General features: G+C 68.9%; 17 protein-coding genes. 5 read left to right on the top strand and 12 right to left on the bottom strand.

Going from position 1 to position 22,621, the window contains the following annotated elements; genetic code table 11:
* Nucleotides 1–185 precede the first annotated feature (185 nt).
* From E0H50_RS00855 to E0H50_RS00875, 5 genes are all read right to left on the bottom strand, one after another.
* The gene (locus E0H50_RS00855; protein ID WP_131283710.1) at nt 186–650 is read right to left on the bottom strand and encodes a type II toxin-antitoxin system HicB family antitoxin; all 465 of its coding nucleotides are present in this window, start codon (nt 648–650) and stop codon (nt 186–188) included.
* Entirely contained in the window at nt 647–874 is a 228-nt protein-coding gene (locus tag E0H50_RS00860; RefSeq protein ID WP_131283712.1) for a type II toxin-antitoxin system HicA family toxin, read from the bottom strand. The genes E0H50_RS00855 and E0H50_RS00860 overlap by 4 nt, the downstream gene beginning before the upstream one ends.
* A 119-nt stretch (nt 875–993) precedes the next feature.
* Complete coding sequence (locus tag E0H50_RS00865) at nt 994–1,986, bottom strand: SEC-C metal-binding domain-containing protein (protein WP_131283714.1); 993 nt, start codon at nt 1,984–1,986, stop codon at nt 994–996.
* 30 nt (nt 1,987–2,016) lie between these two features.
* Entirely contained in the window at nt 2,017–2,700 is a 684-nt protein-coding gene (locus E0H50_RS00870; RefSeq protein ID WP_131283716.1) for a hypothetical protein, read from the bottom strand.
* A gap of 6 nt (nt 2,701–2,706) precedes the next feature.
* Nucleotides 2,707–3,567, bottom strand: a complete 861-nt coding sequence (locus tag E0H50_RS00875) for an alpha/beta fold hydrolase (RefSeq protein WP_131283718.1) — start codon at nt 3,565–3,567, stop codon at nt 2,707–2,709.
* A 245-nt stretch (nt 3,568–3,812) separates the two neighbouring features.
* Between E0H50_RS00875 and E0H50_RS00885 the strand changes: the two genes are divergently transcribed.
* Nucleotides 3,813–4,184, top strand: coding sequence for an FKBP-type peptidyl-prolyl cis-trans isomerase (locus tag E0H50_RS00885; RefSeq protein ID WP_131283720.1), 372 nt, complete (start codon nt 3,813–3,815; stop codon nt 4,182–4,184).
* Nucleotides 4,185–4,263: 79 nt separating this feature from the next.
* On the opposite strand, the gene E0H50_RS00890 is transcribed toward E0H50_RS00885, so the two are convergent.
* Complete coding sequence (locus E0H50_RS00890; protein ID WP_165546966.1) at nt 4,264–7,902, bottom strand: S8 family serine peptidase; 3,639 nt, start codon at nt 7,900–7,902, stop codon at nt 4,264–4,266.
* 142 nt (nt 7,903–8,044) lie between these two features.
* Here E0H50_RS00890 and E0H50_RS00895 point away from each other — a divergent pair, with 142 nt between their 5' ends.
* The 3 genes from E0H50_RS00895 to E0H50_RS00905 all read left to right on the top strand — a co-directional run bounded on the left by E0H50_RS00895 (nt 8,045) and on the right by E0H50_RS00905 (nt 10,987).
* Nucleotides 8,045–9,028, top strand: coding sequence for a hypothetical protein (locus E0H50_RS00895; protein WP_131283724.1), 984 nt, complete (start codon nt 8,045–8,047; stop codon nt 9,026–9,028).
* Nucleotides 9,029–9,082: 54 nt separating this feature from the next.
* The gene (locus E0H50_RS00900) at nt 9,083–9,670 is read left to right on the top strand and encodes a DUF2238 domain-containing protein (RefSeq protein ID WP_131283726.1); all 588 of its coding nucleotides are present in this window, start codon (nt 9,083–9,085) and stop codon (nt 9,668–9,670) included.
* 129 nt (nt 9,671–9,799) lie between these two features.
* The gene (locus E0H50_RS00905) at nt 9,800–10,987 is read left to right on the top strand and encodes a glycosyltransferase (RefSeq protein ID WP_238150769.1); all 1,188 of its coding nucleotides are present in this window, start codon (nt 9,800–9,802) and stop codon (nt 10,985–10,987) included.
* On the opposite strand, the gene E0H50_RS00910 is transcribed toward E0H50_RS00905, so the two are convergent.
* From E0H50_RS00910 to E0H50_RS00930, 5 genes are all read right to left on the bottom strand, one after another.
* On the bottom strand, nt 10,969–15,966 hold the full coding sequence (locus E0H50_RS00910; protein WP_131283730.1) for an AAA domain-containing protein: 4,998 nt from the start codon (nt 15,964–15,966) through the stop codon (nt 10,969–10,971). The two genes, E0H50_RS00905 and E0H50_RS00910, sit on opposite strands and share 19 nt — an antisense overlap.
* The gene (locus E0H50_RS00915; RefSeq protein ID WP_238150770.1) at nt 15,963–17,129 is read right to left on the bottom strand and encodes a M48 family metalloprotease; all 1,167 of its coding nucleotides are present in this window, start codon (nt 17,127–17,129) and stop codon (nt 15,963–15,965) included. Before E0H50_RS00915 ends, E0H50_RS00910 begins: the two co-directional genes overlap by 4 nt.
* Before the next feature lie 63 nt (nt 17,130–17,192).
* Nucleotides 17,193–18,086, bottom strand: coding sequence for an ABC transporter ATP-binding protein (locus E0H50_RS00920; RefSeq protein ID WP_131283734.1), 894 nt, complete (start codon nt 18,084–18,086; stop codon nt 17,193–17,195).
* Between the two features lie 167 nt (nt 18,087–18,253).
* Nucleotides 18,254–19,294, bottom strand: a complete 1,041-nt coding sequence (locus E0H50_RS00925; protein ID WP_131283736.1) for a FecCD family ABC transporter permease — start codon at nt 19,292–19,294, stop codon at nt 18,254–18,256.
* A complete protein-coding gene (locus E0H50_RS00930; protein ID WP_131283738.1) occupies nt 19,291–20,361 on the bottom strand; it encodes a FecCD family ABC transporter permease in 1,071 nt (356 codons plus the stop codon). The genes E0H50_RS00925 and E0H50_RS00930 overlap by 4 nt, the downstream gene beginning before the upstream one ends.
* Before the next feature lie 114 nt (nt 20,362–20,475).
* Here E0H50_RS00930 and E0H50_RS00935 point away from each other — a divergent pair, with 114 nt between their 5' ends.
* Complete coding sequence (locus E0H50_RS00935; protein ID WP_131283740.1) at nt 20,476–21,282, top strand: siderophore-interacting protein; 807 nt, start codon at nt 20,476–20,478, stop codon at nt 21,280–21,282.
* A gap of 46 nt (nt 21,283–21,328) precedes the next feature.
* On the opposite strand, the gene E0H50_RS00940 is transcribed toward E0H50_RS00935, so the two are convergent.
* Complete coding sequence (locus tag E0H50_RS00940) at nt 21,329–22,516, bottom strand: alginate lyase family protein (protein ID WP_131283742.1); 1,188 nt, start codon at nt 22,514–22,516, stop codon at nt 21,329–21,331.
* Between the last annotated feature and the right edge of the window lie 105 nt (nt 22,517–22,621).

Below are 22,621 nucleotides of genomic sequence, written 5' to 3' on the forward strand. Positions count from 1 at the left end.
CCACCGAAGGACTGTGATCAGCCCACGCGCGCTACGCAGACGCGATCGCCCAACTCCACAACACCCTCGTTCGACATCACACGCTGATCGGAGGCTGCGAGGCGAGCCGGCCGTTTCGATCTCCGTGGCGGAAGCTGCTACAGACGATCCAAGCTTGGCGCGTACGTCGGCGCGGACGTCCGGGCCTAGTCAGGCTTGTGGCGACGAGCGGTTGCAGTTTCCCTGCTCGCCGTTTTGCTGCGCGCTGACCTGCCGGACTTGGCCGATGACCTGAGCTGCGAGACGCGCTGGTGACTGATTCCCAGCAGCGGGCCGGCATCTCTGACGCTGAGGCCTAGGTCACGAGTCAGCTTGGTGGCGAGCTCGCGCGTCTCCCGCTCCAACTGCTTCTCTTTGACAGCCAGCTCCTCGCGCTCGGCTCGGAGGGCGTTGGCCTGCTGAACAAGCTGATCGCCGAGGTCGTACGACCAGTGCAGCGTGAGATCGGCCGCCTTCGACGCCGGAAGGTCGGCAGCGAGAACGACGATCTCGCGGACGTACCTGTCCAAAGCGGTGAGGTTCGAGGCATAGGTTTGTGTGCCCTCGAGGTCCGGAACGTCGGCCAGCCAGTGATCACCTTCACGGCTGACATGCACCTCATACGTAGTCATCCCCTGAGCCATCCCTTCCCCAGAGCCGGTTCCAGCGCCTTCTCGATCGAGGCGAGGGTTCCGATCGGTATGTCACCGCCATGGTCGGGAACGGTCGTGAACACAGTGCCTGTCACCCCGTCCGCCTTCGTGTACTCGACGCAGAACCGCCGGTGCGAGCCGACCTGACGGATCTGCTTGCCGCCTGCTCTCTGGATCGTCCGAATGACCTCGCGCGCCTTCACAAGGATAAGTCTAGTGACTAGACAATGCAAGCGGCAAATCGCTAGACACCAGCTGCACACTCATGTCATGGCTGAAGCCATCTGCCCAGGGCCGGCAATGCGACAGATGCGAGTCATCACTAGGCGCGGGGCAGGCAGCATCTCTTGTACTTGTTTTCTGAGCCGCACCAGCAGGGGTTGTTTCGGCCTGGAGGCCAGGGGGTCTGGGGGATGCCTGTGTCGACCAGGGAGTCGCGGTAGGCCTGGATTGTGGCGGTGTCGATCTGCTCGCTCCCGGACGATCTTGCGAACTCTGCCAGGGCGTCGGCTGTGCCGGGGATCATGGCCAGCCCGCTTGCCCCGTATTCGGCGCGGAGGCGGAGGTCTTCCTCTGTGATTGCTCGGTGTTCGTCCCAGGTTGCGCCGTGGTCGGCGGCGAGGGCCGGCCAGCGGCGTAGCGCCAGGTCGTACTCGGGCTGCGGCAAGAACAGGACCACTGGGCCGTCGTCCAGCGAGTCCTCCAGTTCCTGCATCATCTCGTCCGCGAGATCGTCGTACTGGTCGTGCGGGAGCCCGAGCTCATGCCGCACACCGTGCCGGGCCCGCAGTACTTCGAACGAGATCATCGCGACGTCGTCGTAGGCCGGATCCGAAGGCTTTGACTCGAGTTCGTCGTGACGCTGGAGAACGGTGTCCAGGGCCTCGGTCAGCCATTCCTCCGCGATCTCCGCGTGCCCGTTCGCCACGAGGACCTCACCGACGAGCATCGCCGCATCGGGGTCCTCGGTCAGCCGTTCACGCAGCACCCCGAGCTGCGTCATCGCCTCCTCGTCACGGCCGGCGAGGAACAACGCGTCCGCGCGAACGGCCGACGGGTGACTGGTCGAGGTGTCTCCGGATCGCTCGCAGGCCTCGATGGCACGCTCGGCAAGCGCGATCGCGACCTCGGGTTCGTCGGTGTCAACGGTGATCTCAGCCGCCACAGTCAGCGCATACCCGGCGTCGGCCTCGTCCGCCAACCGGCCATCATCCACCGCAGCGACCAGGGCTGCCGCCAGTGTCTCGGGGGTCTCGCTCTCGCTCGCCTCCGCCGCGATGCGATCGATGTCTTCGGTCGACAAAACGTCATTCACAGGCACATCCAACGGTATCGCGAGAGTCCGTCAGTAGTGCCAGTAGTAGCGGCCGTCGGCGTTCCACTCCAAGGGGTCGGTGGTGCGGTTGGTGAAGGACATGCCGAGGCCCTTGGCCAGCTCGACGGTGCGGGTTAGTTGGAGGGCGTAGGGGTGCTGGTTGTCGTCCCACCATTGTTCGTGCTGGGTGATGCAGGTTTGGTTGGAGTAGTACGGGTTGTTGCAGGGGTGGGGTGGGAGCCATTTCTGGAGGTGGCGGAAGTGGACGGTGGTGGAGCCGTTGGGGGGCTTGATGGTGCCGGTGGCGTCCAGGCAGTAGCCGGCTGCCGGGATGGTCCACTTCACGTAGTGCTGGCGGCCGCCGGCTGACGGGATGGGCTGCATGTTGGTGCAGTTCGCGTCGCCGAGAGTTTCGGTGGTGACGCGTTGGATCTGGGTGAGCGGGCGGCCGGGGCCGTCGTTGTAGCCGTCGAGGAGGACCCAGTCGCCGTCATGGACGAAGCGCTCCGCAGAAGAAGGCGGCCAGGCCTTCGGATCACCCCAGGAGATATCGGACTCGGTCGCGGTCAGTGGGCTCCAGGCCCACTGACCGGCCGCCGTGCCGCCGGCGAAGTACTGGCCGGCGGACTTCTCGAACATCAGCGAGTACTGCGCATACGTTTCCGGCGCGGGTGCAGTCAGCAGGCCAACCACTAAAACGAGCGCTTTGATCACAGAGCGCTACTCTAGAACCTCGCGCAGTGTGGCGGCGAACTCCGCGGGCTTCCCCGGCTGCCCGTACTCGTTGCCGAGGAAACCGCCGTGCCCGCTCGGGAACATGACCGGCGTCAGCCCGAGCCGCTCGGCCACAGCCTTCCCGCCACGGCCCGCGAGTGCGTTGCCCGACTCCTCTCCGACCCCGACCACGATGCGGCCCCCAACCTTGCCCAGAGCGTCGAAGTCCGGCTGGTACGACGTACAGCCGCGAAGGTTCTGCCCGAGGAGAGCGTCGTCACGCGACCCGTCGTCCTCCCCCGGCAGGCCGAACATCGCGGGATCCGGCGCGGGGCGCTCCGTGTAGTCGGCAGGAATCTCGCCGTCGTACATGACCAGCGTGATGAACTTCGCCATCCCGGGCCCGAGTCCGTCGCGCTGGTACGTCTCGTACATGTCCGCGACCGCGGCGAGCGCGGACGAGCTGTCCGGGAGGATCCCGGCGAGCGGCGGCTCGTGCGCGACCAGCTTGTTGATCAGGTCGGGGCGGCGAGCGGTCAGGGCCAGCGCGTTCACCGCACCGCCGCTGCTGGCGAAGATGTCCACCGGCCCGGCGTCCAGGTGCTCGATGAGTGCCGCGAGGTCAGCGGCGTGGTCCTCGGGCGACAGCTCACCCGGCGAGCCGCTCCGGACGCTGCGCTCCACACCCCGCGGGTCGTAGGTCACCACGGTGCGGTCCTCGAAGTGCGAGGCCAGCGTCGGGAATCCACTGGCCCCCATCGGCGAGCCGATCATCAACAACACCGGCCGCTGAGCCAGGTCACCGCGGACGTCGTACGTCAGCGTCGCCCCCGATACCTCGAGTGTCTGCGTCACAGGCTCCGGCATCACAACACCTCCAGGTCCGGCCCACCCCCATTGGTCAGCCTCCTGACCGAGAGCCTAGGGCAAGTCTCCCGACTCCACGCCGTCGCGAGGAGGTGCTCGGTGCGGTAGCTCGGCGTGCGGGGGCGAAGGTCTCGATGCGGAGCATCGTGGCCTTTGCACCCGTGCGGCGAGGTGCCGTGCCGAGTGCCCCGCAGTAGGCGTGGGGTCGGGAGACTTGCCCTAGAGCAGTCTGGTTAGCTGGTGGCATGACTGAGAAGCCAGAGATCGACTTTCCGGATGGACCGCCGCCGGCGGATCTGGAGATCACCGACATCACCGTGGGCGAGGGCGACGAGGCCAAGGCCGGTTCGCGCGTGAACGTGCACTACGTGGGCGTCGCCCACTCCAGCGGCGAGGAGTTCGACGCGTCGTACAACCGCGGCGCCCCGCTGGCGTTCCAGCTCGGCGTGGGCCAGGTCATCCAAGGCTGGGACACCGGCGTCCAGGGCATGAAGGTCGGCGGCCGGCGCAAGCTCGTCATCCCGCCGCACCTCGGGTACGGCGACCGCGGCGCGGGCAGCGCGATCAAGCCCGGCGAGACCCTGATCTTCGTGGTGGACCTGATCAGCGTCAGCTGAGCAGACACACAACAGCCGGCAGTGACCACCTGGGTCACTGCCGGCTGTGTCATTCCGGGGTCATTCCGGGGTCATTTCGTCACCGGATCGCGGCCGCCCGGATCACTTCCTGGCTGACCTTGTTCCCGGCGTCGTCGGTCGCCGTTGCCCGCAGCGAGAGGTACGACACACCCTTCGGCAGCCGTACCGTGGCCGCCCACTCCGCACCTGCCCGCGAGAGCGGAGCGGCCTGCCAGGTGGCGCCGTCGTCGTACGACACCTCCAGCGTCGCGCCGTTGACCTTGCCCGCACCTTCGACGCCCGTGAACTGGAACGCGGACAGCCCGATGCGCTGCCTGCTCCCACCCGCGAACGCGCCGTTGAGGTCCGTGGCCAGGTGGTAGTCGAGCTGGATCAGCGGCAGGTAGACCCAGTCGCTCGACTCGGTCGTCTGGGCCCGGAAGTCCCACGCGCTCTTGGTCTTCGTCCCGAGCTTCCACACCTCCGGCCGCGCGGTGTCCATCTCGAACCGGTAGTCCGCCCATCCGGACGTCGCCGGTACGCCGGTCTGCACCGCCTGGAAGGAACTCTTCCGTAGCAGCGTCCCGTTCTGGAACAGCCGTGTCTCCACGGTCGACTCGTCGTCCATCGACCCGGTGACACCCTGATCGCCGCTGCTCGTCGTCGGCACGTTCACCGCGAAGAAGTCGCCACTGCGCCGCGGGTTCCAGTACCCCGAGCCGACTCGCGGCCGGGCGGCCGGAGCGAACCACGAGTTCGTCTGCACACTCCGCGGCGTGTAGATGTGCCGCTCGCCCCGCTGCTCCCAGCCACGCGGGTGGTTCGTCTGCTCGTACCAGTCCGTGCCCGCCTGCGTGGACACGAAATCGATCCGCTGCGTTCCGAGGTGGATCGGCTCGGTCACCTGCAGACACGGGGGCCAGAACCCGATCCGGCAATCGGCGCGGCTCTCGAACGCGAGCTCACCGGTCGGCCCGACGAACCGGTTGACGACCGTGGCGAGCTCCCCGGACCGCGGCGCGTACCGCAGGTCCGCCGGCAGCGCACCCGTGTAGGCCTTCACCAGGTCGTACAGGTACGGCGGAGCCTCGGTACCCAGCACCCGCAGCCGAACGTTGCCCCTAGCAATCAAGGGCTCGCCTTCGGCAGCCGTCAGCGAGTACACGGGCAGATCGGTCCCGCCGGCAAGATCGTAGTACTTGCCCGCGCCGTTGTTCACCACGATCAGCAACCGCGCACCGGCGTCCCGAGCAGCCGTCGCCCGCGCGCTCGGCGTGACCGCATCGCTCGCCGTCACGAGCGCAGCCTTCCCGCGAACATCCTTGCCCACGTAGTCCTCGGCCGCACCAGCACCGACGTACGCCGTGGTCAGCGTCGCCTTGCCGTCCCAGCGCTTCGAACCGCGCTGCAGCAACGGGTGCAGCTGCTTGAAGTCGACGGTCATCGACACCAGCGGCGACGTACGGCGCCAACGGGACGAGAAGTCGTACACGCCACCAGGGACCGCGCCGGTCGGGGCGGCGTACACCTTGGTGACCACCGGCGTCGGCACGTACTGGCCGAGGAAGGTCGCGTAGTCACCGCCGATCCCGGAGTCGTGGTACCAGCCGGAGCGGCGATACACGTCCTCGCCGGGCAGCGGCGTGCTGAGCGTGATCGGGTTCGCCTTCCGCGCGTCGAGGGCGAGGTCGGTGTTCTTGCCGATCACGAGGTGCGGGTTGCCGACCAGCGCGACGCCGTCCTGACCGTCGACCGGCAGCCAGGAGTACGCCGCGTACACGCCCGGCTCGAGGCGCTGCTTGGCGACGGTCCCGGTGGCGGGGTCGATCTCGAGCGTGCTCACGAACTGGTCGCCGTACTTGTACAGCGTCAGGAACCCGCCGGCGGGCTTACCGTCACGCCCGGTCGCGTGGACGTTGAGGTCGTACCGCTCCGGTTCCATGACGAGGCCGACCGCGGTCTGTGCGATCTGCTTGCCGTCCTGCATGGCGACGACCGTGCCCGAATAGGTCAGTCCCGGCGTGGCCAGGTTCGGCGTCGCCGTGACGGTGACCGAGGCGGTCCCATTGGCGGGCACGGTGACCTGGGCCGAGCCGAGCGCGAACAGTCCGGCGGGCGCCGGCGTCGTACCGTCGCTCGTCACGTCGGTCGACAGGTCGAGGGTGGCCGCGGTGTCGCCGAGGTTCGTGTAGGTGATGGTGCGTTCGACCGGCGCATCGTCACCGTGCGGCCAGGTGTGGAGGCCGAAGTCGCGGGTCGCGGTCGCGGTGATCTTCCCGAAAGCCGCGGCCGGTACGTCGAGGCGACCGCCACCGACCTGGTACGCCGTCTCGCCCGCGAGCGGCTTCGCGGTGCTGACCAGCGCGGCCTTGACCTGCTCACCCGTCCAGTCGGGATGCTTCTGGACGAGCAGCGCCGCGGCGCCGGCCACGTGCGGCGTCGCCATCGACGTACCGCTGAGCGACTTGTAGTACCCGGTGCCCGAGGACTTCGCCGCGCGGGCCGCCAGGACGCCGACTCCCGGCGCGACGATCTCCGGCTTCACCGTGGCGTCGCCGAGGCGCGGACCCATGTCCTGGAAGTACGCGCGCTCGTCGTTGTTGTCCACCGCGCCGACCGTCAGCGCGGACGCGGCCGCACCCGGCGAACCGATCCCGCCGACCCGGCCGTAGTTGCCTGCGGCAATGACGAACAGCGCGCCGGTCTCGGCGCTCAGCTTGTCGACGGCGAGCGCCATCGGGTCGGTGCCGTCGCTGGCCTCGGTGCTGCCGAGGCTCATGCTGACCACCTTCGCGCGGTGCGCGGCCCACTCCATCCCTTCGATGATCCAGGACTCGGCGCCGGATCCGCCGTCGTTGAGCACCTTGCCGATCGCGAGCTGCGCGGCCGGCGCGACGCCCTTCTCGACACCGTCCGACGCGGCGCCGGTACCGGCGACCGTGGAGGCGACGTGGGTGCCGTGACCGTTGACGTCCTCGGTGGTCTCACCCGGGACGAAGCTCTTGGTCTCGGCGATCCGCCCCGCGACGTCGGGATGCGTCTGGTCGATACCGGTGTCGAGGACCGCGACCGTCGTACCGGTGCCGTCGAGGCCCTGGGCCCAGGCTTCCGGCGCGCCGACCTGGGCCACGCTCTCGGCCAGGCTGGCCTTGACCTTGCCGTCGAGGAACACCTTCTGGATCCCGGAGTTGGCCGTGATGCCGGACCAGAACTGGGAGGCCTCGGCCTTGTGCGCGGACAGGCCGAGACCGCCGATGCTCTCCAGCGTCGCGCCACGGTCGGCGTGCTGCGGGGTCACCGCGGCGGCGCGCACGCCCGGGCGGTACTGCACAATCAGCGGGATCGATTTGACCGACGCGTCGTCGTACCCCTGGTCGACGAGCGATGTCACATTGAAGAGCTCGGGGTCGAGACGGCCCGCGGCAAGGTACGGCAGCGCGACGTCCGGTACGACGTGCAGGTCATCGCCGACCTGCTGGATCTGGACGCCACCGGCGTTCCCGGCCGCTTGCTCGACTTCGGCGGTCGGCGGACCGCCCGCCGTTTCGGTCAAGGTGACCACGTCGCCGGTGAGGAGCGTGACGCGGTGGGTCGACTGGGTGGGTGGCGCGGCATCAGGTACGGCGACGCCGTCGGCCTGCGAGGGCGTCGTCGTGACCGCGGCGAAGGCCACGAGTACGGCGAGCCCACCGGCGACGGCGCGGGCGGATCGGGACATGGGCGGACCCTTCCTGGGGGGACCTGGCGGAACGGATGGCATGAACATGCCATGCCGCCGTAGACTGCTCAATGGCGGGATTGCGGCATGACAGGTGTCCGCCAGGCCGGACTTCACCGCAGGGCCTTCGAAGGAGCGCACGATGCTCGACGTGCTGGGATTGGATGCGATCGAGGAAGGCGCCTACCGGCGGCTGATCGCGCTGCCGTCGGAGTCGTTGGAGACCTTGGCCGCCTCGATGCAGGTGGAGGTCGCCGACGTCGCCGCTGCCCTCGACGGGCTCGAGGAGAAGGGCCTGGTGGCGCGGTCGACCGCGATGCCGGGCCATTTCGTCGCGTCCCCGCCGACGCTCGCCCTCGGCTCGCTGATCGTGCAGCGCCAGGAAGAGATCCGGCGGGCGCAGCTCGAGCTCGGGCGACTCGCGGAGCAGTACCGGGGCGTGATGGCGGATCGCTCCGACACCGACGTGATCGAGGTGGTCCGCGGCGCGCAGGCCGTGGCGCAGCGCTTCGGTCAGATGCAGCGCGGGGCGTCGGAGGAAGTGCTGGCGCTGGTGAAGGCGTCGGTCGCGCTGGTGTCCGCGGACGAGAACGTCGACGAGGACGCGGCCCTGGCCCGCGGCGTCACCTACCGGGTGGTCGTCGAGCGGGCCGCGTTCGCCAAGCCCGGGTTCGTCGACCTGGTGGCCGAGTCACTCAAGGCCGGCGAGCTGATCCGGGTCACCGGCGATCTTCCGCTCCGGCTGATCATCGCCGACCGCTCGCTCGCCTTGTTGCCGTTGGCACCTACTGCGGCGAACGCGGCCGGAGGTGCGCTCCTGGTGCATCCGTCCGGGCTGCTGGACGCGCTGCTGCACCTGTTCGACCTGGTCTGGGCGTCTGCCAACGAGGTGCTGCCTACCGCCGACGGCCCCACCGAGCTCGCCGCCGAGCGCCTCGACGAAATCGACGCGCGCATCCTCACCCTGCTGCTCGCGGGCCTCACCGACCACGCCATCGGCGGCCAGCTCGGCATGTCGCTGCGCACGGTCCAGCGCCGGGTCAGCCAGCTGATGGACCGGGCGCAGGTCGTCACCCGGTTCCAACTCGGTCATGAAGCCTCGCGCCGCGGCTGGCTTGGCGTTTAATGATGAGGTAGTTGTACTCATCCGCCGGACGCGGCGGGCCGATTGACTGGTGGTATGAGGTTGACCAGGTACGGCGCACTGCTCGCGAAGGTACTGCTGCTGGGGTTGTTGCTGTCGGCACTGATCTGGCCGGACCTCAGTGGGATCAAGGGGAAGGCGTCGACCGCTCGCCTGGTCGTGTATCCGCTCGGCGCGATGGTCCTGCCGCTGTGGTGGTGGGCCTACGGGCGAACGCGGAGCAAGCTGCACCGCACCTTCCCGTGGTCCGCGGACCTGCTGATGACGCTGCCCTGGCTGATCGACCTGGTCGGCAACCGGCTCAACCTGTTCGACACCATCGGCTGGTGGGACGACGCGATGCACTTCGTCCTGTGGGGCTTCCTCACCGCCGGCGTATTGCTCGCGTTCGCACCCGAAGGCCTGCCCCGCGGACTCACCGTCTTCACCGCCCTCGGCTTCGGCACCACCGCCGCGGTCGTCTGGGAGGTCGGCGAGTACGTCACCTTCGTCCGCAACTCGCCCGAACTCCAGACCGCCTACACCGACACACTCGGCGACCTGACCCTGGGAACGCTCGGCGCCCTGCTGGCCGGCCTGATCGTCCACCGGTTCCGCCGAACTCCCTCTACTTCCAACGTATAGCGGGTCGGGGGACTTGCCGCAAGCCCCACTTCGGCCCGCAGAATTGAGGTCGATCAGCTCGCGGGGAGCTGGGGGAAACGGAGATGATCAGTGCGTTTTGTGTTGGCAACCTGGGGATCGCGCGGCGATGTGGAACCGTTGGCGGGCCTTGCCGTGGCGTTACAGGAACTGGGCGCCGAGGCAACGGTCTGCGCGCCACCCGAGGACGATTTCGAGGCCCTGCTGGAGCGCGCCGGCGTGCCGATGGTGCCGCTCGGCCCGTCGGCGCGCTCCGTGGTGACGGCACCGAAACCCACATCGGGCCACCCTGCGTTCGCACTGGCCCCGCGGCTCGTCGCCGCGCGGTTCGAGACGCTGTCAGCCGTAGCGCCGGGATCTGACGCGATCGTGGCGACCGGTCTGATGCCGGCCGGTGCGCGGGACGTGGCCGACAAGCTCGGCATCGGCTACGTGCTCGCGGGCTTCCACCTGGGCGGGATTCCGTCGCAGCACTTCTCGCCGGGGGCACGACCGGGTACGCCGTCGCCGCCCGGCGAGACCGATCGGCGCGTGCTGTGGGAGCACGATGCCCAGCGGGTGAACGAGTTGTACGGGCCGTCGCTGAACAGCCAGCGCGCCGCGATCGGACTGCCGCCGATCGACAACGTCCGCGACTACGTGTTCACCGATCATCCCTGGCTCGCGGCGGACCCGACGCTGTGCCCGTCGAAAGGCATGACGGACCTCGACGTCGTACAGACCGGCGCGTGGATCCTGCGTGACGACCGTCCGCTGCCGGACGAACTGGAGGCGTTCCTCGACGCCGGTGAGCCGCCGGTGTACGTCGGGTTCGGCAGTATGGCCGCACATGCGCCGAAGGACATCGCCCAGACGGCCATCGAGGCGTGCCGCGCACACGGGCGCCGCCTGCTGCTCAGCCGCGGCTGGGCCGACCTGGCTGCCGACGGCGAGGACTGCTTCGCTGTCGACGAGGTCAACCAGCAGGCGCTGTTCCCGAGGGTCGCCGCGGTCGTGCACCACGGCGGTGCAGGTACGACGACCACGGCCGCGCGGGCCGGCGCGCCACAACTCGTCGTACCGTTGATCGCGGATCAGCCGTACTGGGCTTCCCGGGTCGCCGCATTGGGCATCGGTGCCGCACACGAGGGCCCGGCGCCGACCGTCGATTCACTGTCTGCCGCGCTCGACACGGCTCTGGCTCCGGAGACGCGGGATCAAGCCGCGAAGGTGCGCGAGTTGGTCAAGGCCGACGGTGCGACGGTAGCCGCCAAGCTCCTGCTCGACGGCGCGGCAGGAGGTCAGTCGACCGGGCGGTGAAGGGCGTCGACGAGCTGTGAGACGACGGCCTCCGGCGAGCGCGTCCAGTCCGTCGTCAGGACGTGGTGGACGCGCCAGCCGGTGGTGGCCAGGGCGCTCGGGTGGGTGGTCAGCCGTTCCAGGAGGGTGTCGGCGGCGACCCGCTCGGGCGTGTCCACGAGGACCGCGAGCCGGTACCCGGTGTCACCGGGAACCTTCAGCGCAAGGTCGCAGCGGAACACCGACTCGCCCACCGCGAGATCGACGGCGACACCGCGAGCCTCCAGTGCGGCAGCGAGTTGTTCGACGACCGGAGTAGGACGCACGCCGGCCGAGCGCATGGTCCGCAGGCTGTACGACGTGAGCGCGGACTTGGCAGCGACCTGATCGCCTCGGGACACGGCGGCGGCGTACCCGAGGAACCGGCGCAGCGTGTTCGCGCCGTCGTTGTAGGTGTTGGTGATCGCGTCGGGTTCGATACTGCTGACGATGACCATGTGCTCGCGCGCGCGGCTGAAGATCACGTTCAGGCGCTTCTCGCCGCCCGAGGTGTTGATCGGGCCGAAGTTCATCAGCATCCGGCCGTCGGGTCCCGCGGCGTAGCAGACGCTCATCAGGATGATGTCGCGCTCGTCGCCCTGCACGTTCTCCAGGTTCTTCACGAACAACCCGGCGTCCTGCTCGCCGTGCGTCCGCACCTGCTCCGCCTCGTACAACGCGGCGAAGGACGGATCCTGCTCCGCCAACTCGTCCAGCGCCCGTTCGATCTCCCCTTGCTGCGCCTCGGAGAACGCGACGATCCCGAGACTCTTGCCGGTCCCACGCACCAGCAGCTCCCGCACCAGCGAAGCGATCCACCGGGCCTCGGCCGGATTGGTACGCCGGACGTACACCCCGTCGACGAGCCGAACCGCCGTGATGCTCCCGGCCAGCACGCTGTCGCACACCTCGGACACCGGCGAGTCGGCCCGCAGCGTCCACGGCGGCGCCGTGTTGGGTGGCAACCGGTCCGGAACCGTGGCCAGCTTGCCCTGGTAGAACGCCGCGTTGCTGAACGAGATCAACGCCTCCGAGCGACTCCGGTAGTGCCAGGTCAGCATCGTCGACGCCAGCCGCAACGCGCTGATCGAGAGGAAACTGTCCTCGGTCAACGCGATCCCGACCTGTTCGGCGGCCTCGTCGTCCGCCTGGAGATCCGCCTGGAGGTCATCGGTTTCGCTGCGCACCCGGAAGTACTGCGTCGGCGGCAGCTGCATCTGGTCACCGACGACGATCACCTGCGGCGCCCGGTGCAGGGCCGGGATCGCCTCCTCCACAGGGATCTGGCTCGCCTCGTCGTACACCACGACGTCGAACGAAGTGGTCAACGGCAACGTGTCGGACACCGAGGACGGGCTCATCAACCAGACCGGCCGCAGGACGGACACGACCTCGCCGGGAGCGCCGGAAGCGACGTCGCGGATCGACCGGTACCGCATCACCTTGCCGAATTCGTGTTCCAGCTCGCGCCGCCCGGTCGCGAACGTCTTCTTGCGTTCGCGGTCCTCCGGCGACATACCGGTCACGCTGCGCTCGGAGTGGTCGACCTCGGCGAGGAACCGGCGCCGGACCTGGGCGACGACGACTTCCGCGTTCAGCGCGGTGAGGTCGTCGTACACCATGCTCAGCTCGCCGACGATCGCGTCGACGCGGTCCGAGGACAGCTGCAACGGCGCCGCCGAGCGAGCCCGCTCCCACTCTGCGGCGCATACGGCGTACTCGAGCTGGTCGGGCGTCGCGTCCAACCGTCGGAGGGCCGTTAGCGTGGGAGGGCTCAGCTCCCGGATCTTGGGTTCGACAGCACGAACGACGGGGCTCTGGGACGCCAGCCGATCGGCGAGGTCGCGGAGACCGTCGACGGTCAGTGTGTCCCAGTGATCGGCCAAGAGGTCGCTGGTGAGGTCCGAGGCGTCGTCCAGGGCGTCTGCCAGGCGGGCGAGCTCGGCGGGGGCGCCGTCGTCGAGGACGAAACGCCAGTCGGGGATGCTCTTCCGGGCGGCGGCGAGTTGGTCGATCAGCTCGCGCGGATCGTCGGCCGCCCAGTCGCGGCGGGTCTGTTCGGTGTGTTCCGCGACGGCGGCCGAGGCGGAGTGGGCGGCGACCAGGTCGGCGAGGATCTCGGTGACGGACGGCTGCACCGAACGCGCCGTACTGTCGAAGCGGCTGCGGACGAGGTTCTTCACGCGGCGCCAGTCGCCGCTGAGGAACGCGAACACGCCGCCTTCTTTGCTCTGGGCAACCTTCAACGCGGTCCGCGCGTCAGCCGGCGCAAGCGGCTCCTGCCACCCCGCGGCCTCCTTCCACGCAGCCCGCTCAGCGGCAGCAAGCTTCTTCCGCTCCGCACCGGCAGCCGACAACTCCCGAGCCACCGCAGACCGCGGAACAATCGCCTCCACCCGATCCAACGCGGCCAACGGCTCCAACAACCGCCCAAGATGAGCCAGCGCCCGAATGTCCCGCACGGTCGCCTGCCCACCCTTCGTTCCCGGCGCCGTCTGCTCGACCGCGTCCCACCTCGCGCGGAGCTGTCGGGCAGACGTTGTTACGTCGGCGTCCCACCGAGCGAGGTAGGCGAGCGGGCTGCGCGCCAGCACTCCGCCGGTCGACGGGTCAGCCGCCGCCAGCGCCTGCGCAACCTCTCGCACCGCCGCCTCAGCCGCGAACCACTCCTCCACAGCAGGCAGATCGGATCCCTCAGGCGGGTCCCACGCGTGATCATGCAGCGAGGCAAGCCGATTGACGAGGTCTCGAAGGCGAGGACTGCCGGTCGCCAGCTGCTTCTCGAACGCATCCACCGTAGCCAGCAACCGATCGACCCGCGCCACCAGCTCAGCCCGCCGCTCGGTCAACGCATCCAGATCGTCCTCAGCCGCCAACCACGCCTCATACGTCTCCCGAAGCCCATGGATGAACGCCTTCTTGTCCCCCTGCGAGTCGTGGATCAACGCACACAACCCGTCCAACCGCCGACTGGCCAACCGCGCATGCACGACATCCAGCGCCGCCCGCTTCTGGCAGACGAACAGCACCCGCTTCCCGCGCGCGACAAAGTCCGCGATCAGGTTCGTGATCGTCTGCGACTTCCCCGTCCCCGGCGGTCCCTGGATCACGAAGCTCTCGCCCCGCCGCGCCCGCGCGATCGCCGCGACCTGTGACCCGTCAGCAGGTACGACGAGATGCCGGTCGGCAGGCGGCAGCTCCGGCAGCGCACTCCCCACCGGCCGCGGCCGGTCCGAGAACAACTGGTCGAACGACGCCGCCGACTCCCCGGTCGTCAGCAGCTCGTCATAGTCGCGAACCAGTCCGAGCGTCCGGTAGTTGAAGTTCGCCAGCGACACCGCGCAGAGGTCGACGTCCCAGGAGTACGGCCCGCCCTCGGTGTCGAGCGAGTACACATCGGTCTCGAGCGCCGCCGGCCGCCGCGGCTCCGCACCGAGCGCGATCCCGAGCGGCAGCGACTGTTGCGCGATCTGGGCCCGGAAGATCTGCACCCCGAGCGGCTGATAGTCCGTCCGCCGGTACGAGTACGGATACTGCTTCCCGCCGAACCCGGTCGCGACGTTCCCGTGCCGGCGCCGGTTGTACGTCCGCAGCCGCGTCATCGCCCGCTGCCGCACCAGATCGATCCGCGGCTTCTCGCGTAGATGCAGCTGCAGACCCGGCTCGGTCGCCTGGATCTCCTTCGCCAGCCGCTCGTGCAACTCCCGCAGCGCGCCCGGAACCGACAAGTCGACACTCTCCGGCAGCGAGATCCCATACAGCTGCCGCAAACTGTGCCGCAGCGTCGGGTTGATCTCGGCGATCGGATCCGTGACCCGCACCGTGTACGAGTCCCGTACACCGCGCTTCTTCGTCAGCTCCACCTTCGCCAGCACCAACGGCGACGCGAGCCGGGTGTCCCGGTCGTTCTTCAGGTCGTGCCAGCGCAGGAACGCCGGCACCAGCCGCAGCTGATCCTGCCCGTAGTCGGCGCGGTCCCGGCGTGCCGTGGAGATCAGCTTGTCCAGCGTGTTCGCGGCGTACGGCGCCTCGTCGTACCGGATCCACTTGCCCAGCGGCTGGGCCTTCTTCAGCAGGTGTTCCGCGATGTCGTCGCGCCAGGTGAACAGCTGCTCGGAACGAATCGTCCGGACGTCGAGCATCAGCGGCACCGAGACCTCGGTGAGGTTCAGCGTCTGGGCGGTCGGGCGGAAGTTGATCAGCCGGTTCCGCCGGGAGAGGTCGAAGAGCCGGTCGCGGAGCGCGCCGAGCACCGCCGTACGCCGGTCGGCGGCGCCCTGGACGATCGCCTCGACGTCGAAGTCGAGCGGCTGGTCGCGGTAGTTCTCGAGCTGTTCGATCAGCGAGTGCAGGTCCTGCGCGCGCCGGTGCCGGTCCGGCTCGACCATTTGCGCGGCGACCGAGACGATCACCGGATGCAGGTCCGGATCCAGCCGGTACAAGTTGCCGCGGGCATCGATCAGGGTCGCGACGTCGGCCGTCCTGGACAGGTCGAGACCGCAGCCGAGCGCGAGCAGCAGCTGTCCCAGGCTGAAGATGTCGGTGAGCTGATCGTGGTGCCCGACCACGTGCTCCCAGCTCTGCCATCCGGCGACCAGCGTCGGCGCCGCGATCGCGCCCGGAACCGGATCGGGTATGACGATCGTCTCCTGGCCGCCGCTCTCGCCCAGGTCGAGGTCGGCCTGCCGATGCGCCACAACCTCAACGGCAGAAGGGCGTTTGCCCTGCCGGGCATCGATCTCTTGCGTGGCGAGAGCCGGCCGGCCAGCGTCCTCGGGCGCGAATCCCAGTCTATTCTGCTCGTCGACCACGATCCGGTCCAGGCCGCGCAGCGGCGCGACCAGCCCGCGCTCGTGCACCGCCGCCGTCTCGTGGAACAGCGGCAGCACCGCCGCAAGCAACGCGTCGTTGCCCAAACCGCCCTGCGAGACGGCCAGCGCGACGAGATCCTCCGCACTCATCCGACCACCTCCGCGGCGGCCTGCACGAACCGTGCGCGTTCTTTGTCGCTCCACCCGAGCTCGTCGTCCGCGACATCGACGTACCCAGGAAGCCCGGACCGTCGTGCGACAGCCAGTGCCGCGATCAGTCCGGCGTCACCGGCCTCGGGGTCGGCCGTCGCGAGATCGAGCAGCAGGTAACACAGATAGCGTTTCGTGGCCGCGGTCAACGGGCGGGGGCGCGGCAATGGCGCTCCGTCCACCGGACGCACCGCCAACGGCTCGTCGAAGCGCACCGATCCTCCTGGCACGCCGAGAGGTCCAGGCGGATCCGCGAAACCGGCCGCCGCCGTGGCGATCGCATCGGTCCGGAGCCCTTCCGTGTGCGCGATCGCCGCCGCGAAGTCCCGCGACAACTCACGCAGCAACACAGCGTCGAGCAGGTCGGGCGCGTCCACGTCGAGCGGACCGGTCACCAGGACCTCGACGTCCTCGCCGTCGAGCCAGTTCTTCAATGCCCACGCTCGCCCGACGGCCTCCGGGTGCGATGTCCCGCGGCTGCCGGAGCGAAGGTCCAGGGACTCCGCCTGCCGCAGGTACGCCGCGGGGTCCGCCGTACTCAGGCCTGTCTCCAGCTTCAGCAACGCGCGGATCGCCGTACTCAGATCGCCGCACGCCGTCAGCGCTCCCCGGTCCGCGAACAGCTCCGTCGCGAGCGACCAGCGCCGATGCGTCTCGAGGTACTGCGACGGCGTCCGAGCGTCACCGGCCGCCGCGTCGAGCAGCCGATCGACCGCCAGGAACCCACCGTCCTCGGCCTGCCACAACAGCCGGTGCGCCAACTCGTGCCCGATGACCGCCGTCAGCTCGTCTTCGTCCAGCCGATCGAGCAACGCCCCTTGGAACAGGATCACCGCCTTGCCGGCCTGATGGAGGTACGCCGCGTTCGGCTCGCCGCTCACCTGGTAGAAGTCGACGCCCTCGTCCAGCTCCAGCGCACGAGCCGCCCGCTCCCCCGCCCGGAAGACATCGGGATGTACGTCGGCCTCCAACCGGTACGCGTTCCGCAGCAAGACCTCGTCGAGCGACCCCTCCGGCCCGCCGTGCAACGCCGCCCAGGCACGCTCGTCCACCTGGCGAACAACCGCCAGAACAGACCGGTGATACCCGAGCGCCGACAACATGCCCGCCACGATAACCACCCCAACCGACGAAAACCGAGCCCCGGTGTACGACGGTTTGCGGGTCTAGCGGTCTGAGGGGCGGCAGACGCCGTTGGCTGCTGCACTGGCAGCCAGGGCTGCGGCTACTGGGCTGGTTGTCGTTGGCGTGTCCTGGACAGTCGTGTGCCGGCCGATCGGGACCACCATCGGCGTGCCCGCAACCGGGTCCGGGACGACCTTGACCGCCAGGCCGAACACGTCCTGGACGACCTCCTCGGTGATCACCTGCGCCGGGTTGCCCTCGGCAACGATCGCGCCGTCCTTCATCGCGATCAGGTGGTCACCGAACCGGCAGGCCTGGTTCAGGTCGTGCAGGACCAGGACGATCGTCCGGTCCTCCGACCTGTTCAGGTCGACCAGCAGATCGAGCACCTCGAACTGGTGGGTCAGGTCGAGGAACGTCGTCGGCTCGTCCAGCAGCAGGATGTCGGTCTCCTGCGCGAGCGCCATCGCGATCCACACCCGCTGCCGCTGACCGCCGGACAGCTCGTCGATCGGCCGGTCCGCGATCGACAGCACGTCGGTCGAGGTCATCGCCTCGGCGACCGCCTCGTCGTCGGACCGCGACCACTGCCGGATCCACCGCGTCCGCGGATACCGCCCGCGCCCGACCAGGTCCGCGACCGTGATCCCTTCCGGCGCGGTCGGCGACTGCGGCAGGAGACCGAGCTTGGTCGCCACATCCCGCGTCGGGATCTGCTGGATGCTCTTCCCGTCCAGCAGCACGGTCCCGCGCGACGGCTTCAGCAACCGCGCCAGCGTCTTCAGGAGCGTCGACTTGCCGCAGGCATTGGCGCCGACGATGACCGTGATCTTCCCGGTCGGGATCCGCACCGACAGGTCGTGGATGATCTCCCGCTGGTCGTACCCGACCGCGAGTCCGTCGGCTGCCAGGCTGTGTTCCACAGGGTTCTCCATCTTTAGGGTGTGTCTCTCAATCCCACGCCGTCGCGAGCAGGTGCTCGGCGGAGTGCCTCGGCGAGCGGGAGCGGAGGGGTCGATGTGGTTTCATCGTTCCCTTCGCTCCCGCTCGGCGAGGTGCCCGCCGAGGGCCGCGCAGTAGGCGTGGGATTGAGAGACACGCCCTAGCCACCACTCCCGACACGGTTGGCCCGCGCCAGCAGGAACATCAGGTACGGCGCTCCGACCACGCCGGTCACCACGCCGACCGGCAACTGGGTCTCACCGAGGGCGTGCTGCGCGACCAGGTCCGACAGCCCGACCACGAGCGCCCCGAGCAGACCGGACGTGATCATCGCCGGCCCCGGCGACCGGGTCAGCCGGCGCGCGATCGGCGGCGCGACGAACGCCACGAACCCGATCGGCCCGGCCGCCGCCGTCGCCACCGCGGCCAGCAGTACGGCGACCACGATCAACCCGAGCCGCGCCACCTCGACCCGCAGCCCCAGCCCGTACGCCGTCTCGTCGCCGAGCTGCAGGATCCGCAACTGCCGGACCAGGAACGCCATCACCGGCAGCAGGACGGCGAACGTGATCGCCAGCGACCGTACGTTCGACCAGTCCCGCCCGTTCAGGCTGCCGGTCAGCCAGATCAGCGCCTGCTGCGCGATCTCCACCCGGGCCTTGGTCAGCAGGTACGACGTGATGCTGGTGGCGATCGCTCCGATGCCGATCCCGATCAGGATCAGCCGGTAACTCGATACCCCGTGCCGCCAGGCCAGCACGTACATGATGAAGGCGGTCAGCACCGCGCCGACGATCGCGAACGCCGACACCGCGACCCCGGTGAGGCCGAGGGTGACGATCGCGAACACGGCGAACGCGCTGGCGCCGTACGTCACGCCGATGATGTCCGGGCTGGCCAGCGGGTTGCGGGCGATGCTCTGGAAGATCGCGCCCGACAGGCCGAGCGCCGTACCGACCAGCAGCCCGGTCAGTGCCCTGGGCAACCGCAGCCTGTTGACGATGAACTCGGTTGCCCGGTCGCCGCCGCCGAACAAGGTCTTCACCACGTCGATCACCGGGATCTTGAAGTCACCCAGCGACAGCGAGACGCAGAAGGTCGCGAACACCACGACGGCGAGGACCGCGATGACCACGAGGGTGCGGGCCTGCCGGGCCGCGCGGGCACGCGAGATGACCTGGACAGCTTCGACCGTCGTCATAGGTCGGCCAGCTTCCGGCGGCGTACCAGGACGATGAAGAACGGAGCGCCGAGGACCGCGGTCACGATGCCGACCTGGAGTTCACCGGGCAGTGCGACGACGCGGCCGATCACGTCGGACCCGAGCAGCAGGATCGGCGCGAGCAGCATCGAGTACGGCAGGATCCACCGGTAGTCCGGCCCGGTTACGAGCCGCGCCACGTGCGGGATGGTCAGCCCGATGAACCCGATCGGCCCGGCCGCCGCGGTCGCCGCGCCGCAGAGCAGTACGACGACCACCGCGACGAAGGCGCGGGCGAGTCCCACTCGCTGACCGAGTGACTTGGCCACGTCGTCCCCCAGCGACAACGCGTTCAGCACTCGCCCACAGAACAGGGCCAGCACGATCCCGACCAGGATGAACGGCGCCACCTGTTCCGCGATGTCGGAGCCGCGCCCGGCGAACGACCCCACGGACCAGAACCGGAACTGGTCGAAGGTGTCGACGTCACCGATCAGCAAGGCCGTCGTCAGCGACCCGAGCATCGCGGTCAGCGCCGCACCGGCGAGCGCGAGCTTCACCGGTGTCGCGCCCTCGCGCCCGAGCGAACCGAGGAAGTAGACGGCGACCGACGCCGCGGCCGCACCGAGAAAGGCCAGCCAGACGTACGCCGTCAACGACGACAGCCCGAACCAGTAGATGCCCCCGACAACGAACAGCGCGGCGCCGCCGTTCACGCCGAGGATGCCCGGATCGGCCAGCGGGTTCCGGGTCACGCCCTGCATCAGGGCCCCGGACAGCCCGAGCGCCGCGCCGACCATCAGACCGATCAGCGTCCGCGGTACGCGCAGTGACCTGATGATCACGTGATCGGTGTCGGACTCGTTGTAGTGGCGGAGGGCATCGAGCACCGTGGACAACGGGATCTGTTTGGACCCGACCGCGATGCTGAGCAGCGACACGAGGACCAGCAGGACGACGCACACCACCAACCCGAGAACGAGCGTGGTCCGCCGGGTCCGACGGCGTGGACGCGGCGGAGCGGCCGTCTCTGGGCCGACGTCGACCACGGCGTTAGGCGGGGGCATTGGACTTTCGGGATCCTCTTAGGTAAGGCTAACCTCTAGATGCCTCAGAATAACCCGGCCGCCCTCGGGTCCGCATCTGAGTCCCCCTGCGGAAGTTTATGGAGAAACCACGGCATGACGACTGTGCTCGAGCGACCGATCGTTTTCGACTCGCTCCTGGCCACCGTGGCGGCCGTTGACGACCTGAGCCCGCACCTGCGCCGGGTGACGTTCGTCGCACCGCGGATCGCGGAGGCGGTCACCGCCGGCCCGGACCAGCGCATCAAGGTCCTGCTGGCACCGCCCAACGGCAGTGCGATCAAACTGCCCTCCGGACCCGAGTGGTACACCGAGTGGTGCGCCCAGCCGGTCGAAGAGCGCTTCATCATGCGGACCTACACGGTGCGAGCACTCCGGCCGGAGGTGGCCGAGCTGGACGTCGAGTTCGTCCTGCACGGCGTCAACGGGCCTGCGTCCGCCTGGGTCAGTGAAGCCGCGCTGGGCGACCAGGTGGGTCTGCTGCTGCCGTTCGCGGTCGACACGACCAGCACGAAGGGCCTGCTGCACTCTGGCGTCGACTACGTCCCGCCGGCGTCCAGTGTGCGCCGGATCCTCGTCGCGGACGAGACGGCGTTGCCGGCACTGGCCGGAATCCTGGAGGAGCTCCCGGCCGCAGTACAGGCCACGGTGTTCGTCGCCGTACCCGATGCTGCCGACGTACGGCCGCTGGCCGGTGCTGCCGATGTCACGTGGGTGACCGACGGGTCGCTGGTGGACGCGGTGAAGTCAGGAGCACTGCCGTTCGACCCTGACTACGCCTGGGTCGCGGGCGAGTCGTCGATGATCAAAGAGGTACGTCGCCACCTCGTGAACGTCGTCGGGATGCCGAAGAGCGCCATTTCCTTCCAGGGCTACTGGAAGCGCGGCGAGGCGCACTGCTGATCCGGGAGAGCCGGAGGGCAGAGTTCCGGCCCTCCCGGAAGTTCTTCTAGGACGGGTTCTCCGCATGGGTCAGCGTCTCCCACGCGACGAACAGGTTGTTGGAGCCCGCCGGCCGGCGGGACTCGGTCAGCGCCTGGGTGTTGGTCATCGCGATCCCCAGGCGGGTGTGCAGCGCGTTGTACCCGACCTCGGTGATCGGCCCGAGCCCGCGCTTGAGCGTGCCCTTGCAGAGCCACGACGGCACCGGCTCCAGGTTGCGCTCCCACTTGGACTGGAAACCGAGCGCCTGACGCAGCCGCTCACCGAACTCGGGGTACATGTCGATGCCCTGGATCCGCGCCGTCTCCAGCACGTGGGAGATCGACGAGATGCCGTAGCCGGTGTGGGTGAAGTCGCGGCAGGTCTCCTGAGTCAAGCCTGTCACGAACGTGCCCTGGCCCTGCCAGTAGCTGACGATCTTCTCGCGGGTGTTGAGGTTCTGGCTCGGCACGGTCTTCGGCAGCGCGCCGTCGGACTCCAGATACACGTACGCCGGTACGCGGAGCCGGTAGAGCGCGATGGCCTTGTCGTAGATCGCCTTGTCCTCCAGGAACACCCCGATGCCCTGCAGCGCCTCGATCATGCTCAACTCCCAGTTGCCGTTGGAGTTCGAGCCGTTGATCATCTCGGGGACGTAGACGTTGCGGAGCATGGTGGCGAAGCGGCCGGAGTTCGGCCAGTTCCCGTACGCGTGCTTGATGATCTCCGCGGCCTTCGGCCACGACGACGCGGACCAGGCGGTCTGCAGCGGCGCGTTGCTGTTGGTGTGGTCGCGGATCGTCGCCGACCACGCATCCATCAGCTCGATGGACTTCTGGGCGTAGCGGTCGTCGCGGGTGAGGTACCAGAGCAATGCGTCGGTGTACGCCGCGATGGCGTCCTCACGTTCGTCGGTGCAGCCGTAGTTCGGGTTCGAGTACGGACCGCACTCCACGACCGCGCGTGGTTTCGGCGTACGGGAGAGCGAGGCGTACGCGCTGTTCTTCGCCTGGTTGAAGGCGTTGGTCCACGGTTGCGCGCCGGCCTGCACCTTGGCGCGGACGAAGTCGAGCTGGGCCTGACTCGACCCGACACCCGGATGCGTGAACGTGGCCGGCGCGTCGACTGCTTGCGGCGAGGCAACTGCCGGAGCACTGACGCTCCCGGCCACCAACGCGGCACAGGCGACGGCCAGGACCAGGGGTTTCTTTCTCATGGGCGGTGTCCTGTTCTTCGGGGCGGTGGACACTTGCGCTTCCCCCCACTAGCGCAGGGTCTTTGCGAAAGTGTTGACGACGTTAAGTAAGGGCGTCAACACCAC

The organism is Kribbella sindirgiensis (assembly GCF_004331435.1).
Taxonomy (GTDB): Bacteria; Actinomycetota; Actinomycetes; order Propionibacteriales; family Kribbellaceae; genus Kribbella; species Kribbella sindirgiensis.

Coding starts and splice junctions, on each gene's coding strand:
- E0H50_RS00855 (WP_131283710.1), bottom strand. CDS start 650: ATGACTACGTATGAGGTGCATGTCAGCCGTGAAGGTGATCACTGGCTG.
- E0H50_RS00875 (WP_131283718.1), bottom strand. CDS start 3,567: ATGCCGGAGCCTGTGACGCAGACACTCGAGGTATCGGGGGCGACGCTG.
- E0H50_RS00885 (WP_131283720.1), top strand. CDS start 3,813: ATGACTGAGAAGCCAGAGATCGACTTTCCGGATGGACCGCCGCCGGCG.
- E0H50_RS00890 (WP_165546966.1), bottom strand. CDS start 7,902: ATGTCCCGATCCGCCCGCGCCGTCGCCGGTGGGCTCGCCGTACTCGTG.
- E0H50_RS00895 (WP_131283724.1), top strand. CDS start 8,045: ATGCTCGACGTGCTGGGATTGGATGCGATCGAGGAAGGCGCCTACCGG.
- E0H50_RS00900 (WP_131283726.1), top strand. CDS start 9,083: ATGAGGTTGACCAGGTACGGCGCACTGCTCGCGAAGGTACTGCTGCTG.
- E0H50_RS00910 (WP_131283730.1), bottom strand. CDS start 15,966: ATGAGTGCGGAGGATCTCGTCGCGCTGGCCGTCTCGCAGGGCGGTTTG.
- E0H50_RS00915 (WP_238150770.1), bottom strand. CDS start 17,129: ATGTTGTCGGCGCTCGGGTATCACCGGTCTGTTCTGGCGGTTGTTCGC.
- E0H50_RS00920 (WP_131283734.1), bottom strand. CDS start 18,086: ATGGAGAACCCTGTGGAACACAGCCTGGCAGCCGACGGACTCGCGGTC.
- E0H50_RS00925 (WP_131283736.1), bottom strand. CDS start 19,294: ATGACGACGGTCGAAGCTGTCCAGGTCATCTCGCGTGCCCGCGCGGCC.
- E0H50_RS00930 (WP_131283738.1), bottom strand. CDS start 20,361: ATGCCCCCGCCTAACGCCGTGGTCGACGTCGGCCCAGAGACGGCCGCT.
- E0H50_RS00935 (WP_131283740.1), top strand. CDS start 20,476: ATGACGACTGTGCTCGAGCGACCGATCGTTTTCGACTCGCTCCTGGCC.
- E0H50_RS00940 (WP_131283742.1), bottom strand. CDS start 22,516: ATGAGAAAGAAACCCCTGGTCCTGGCCGTCGCCTGTGCCGCGTTGGTG.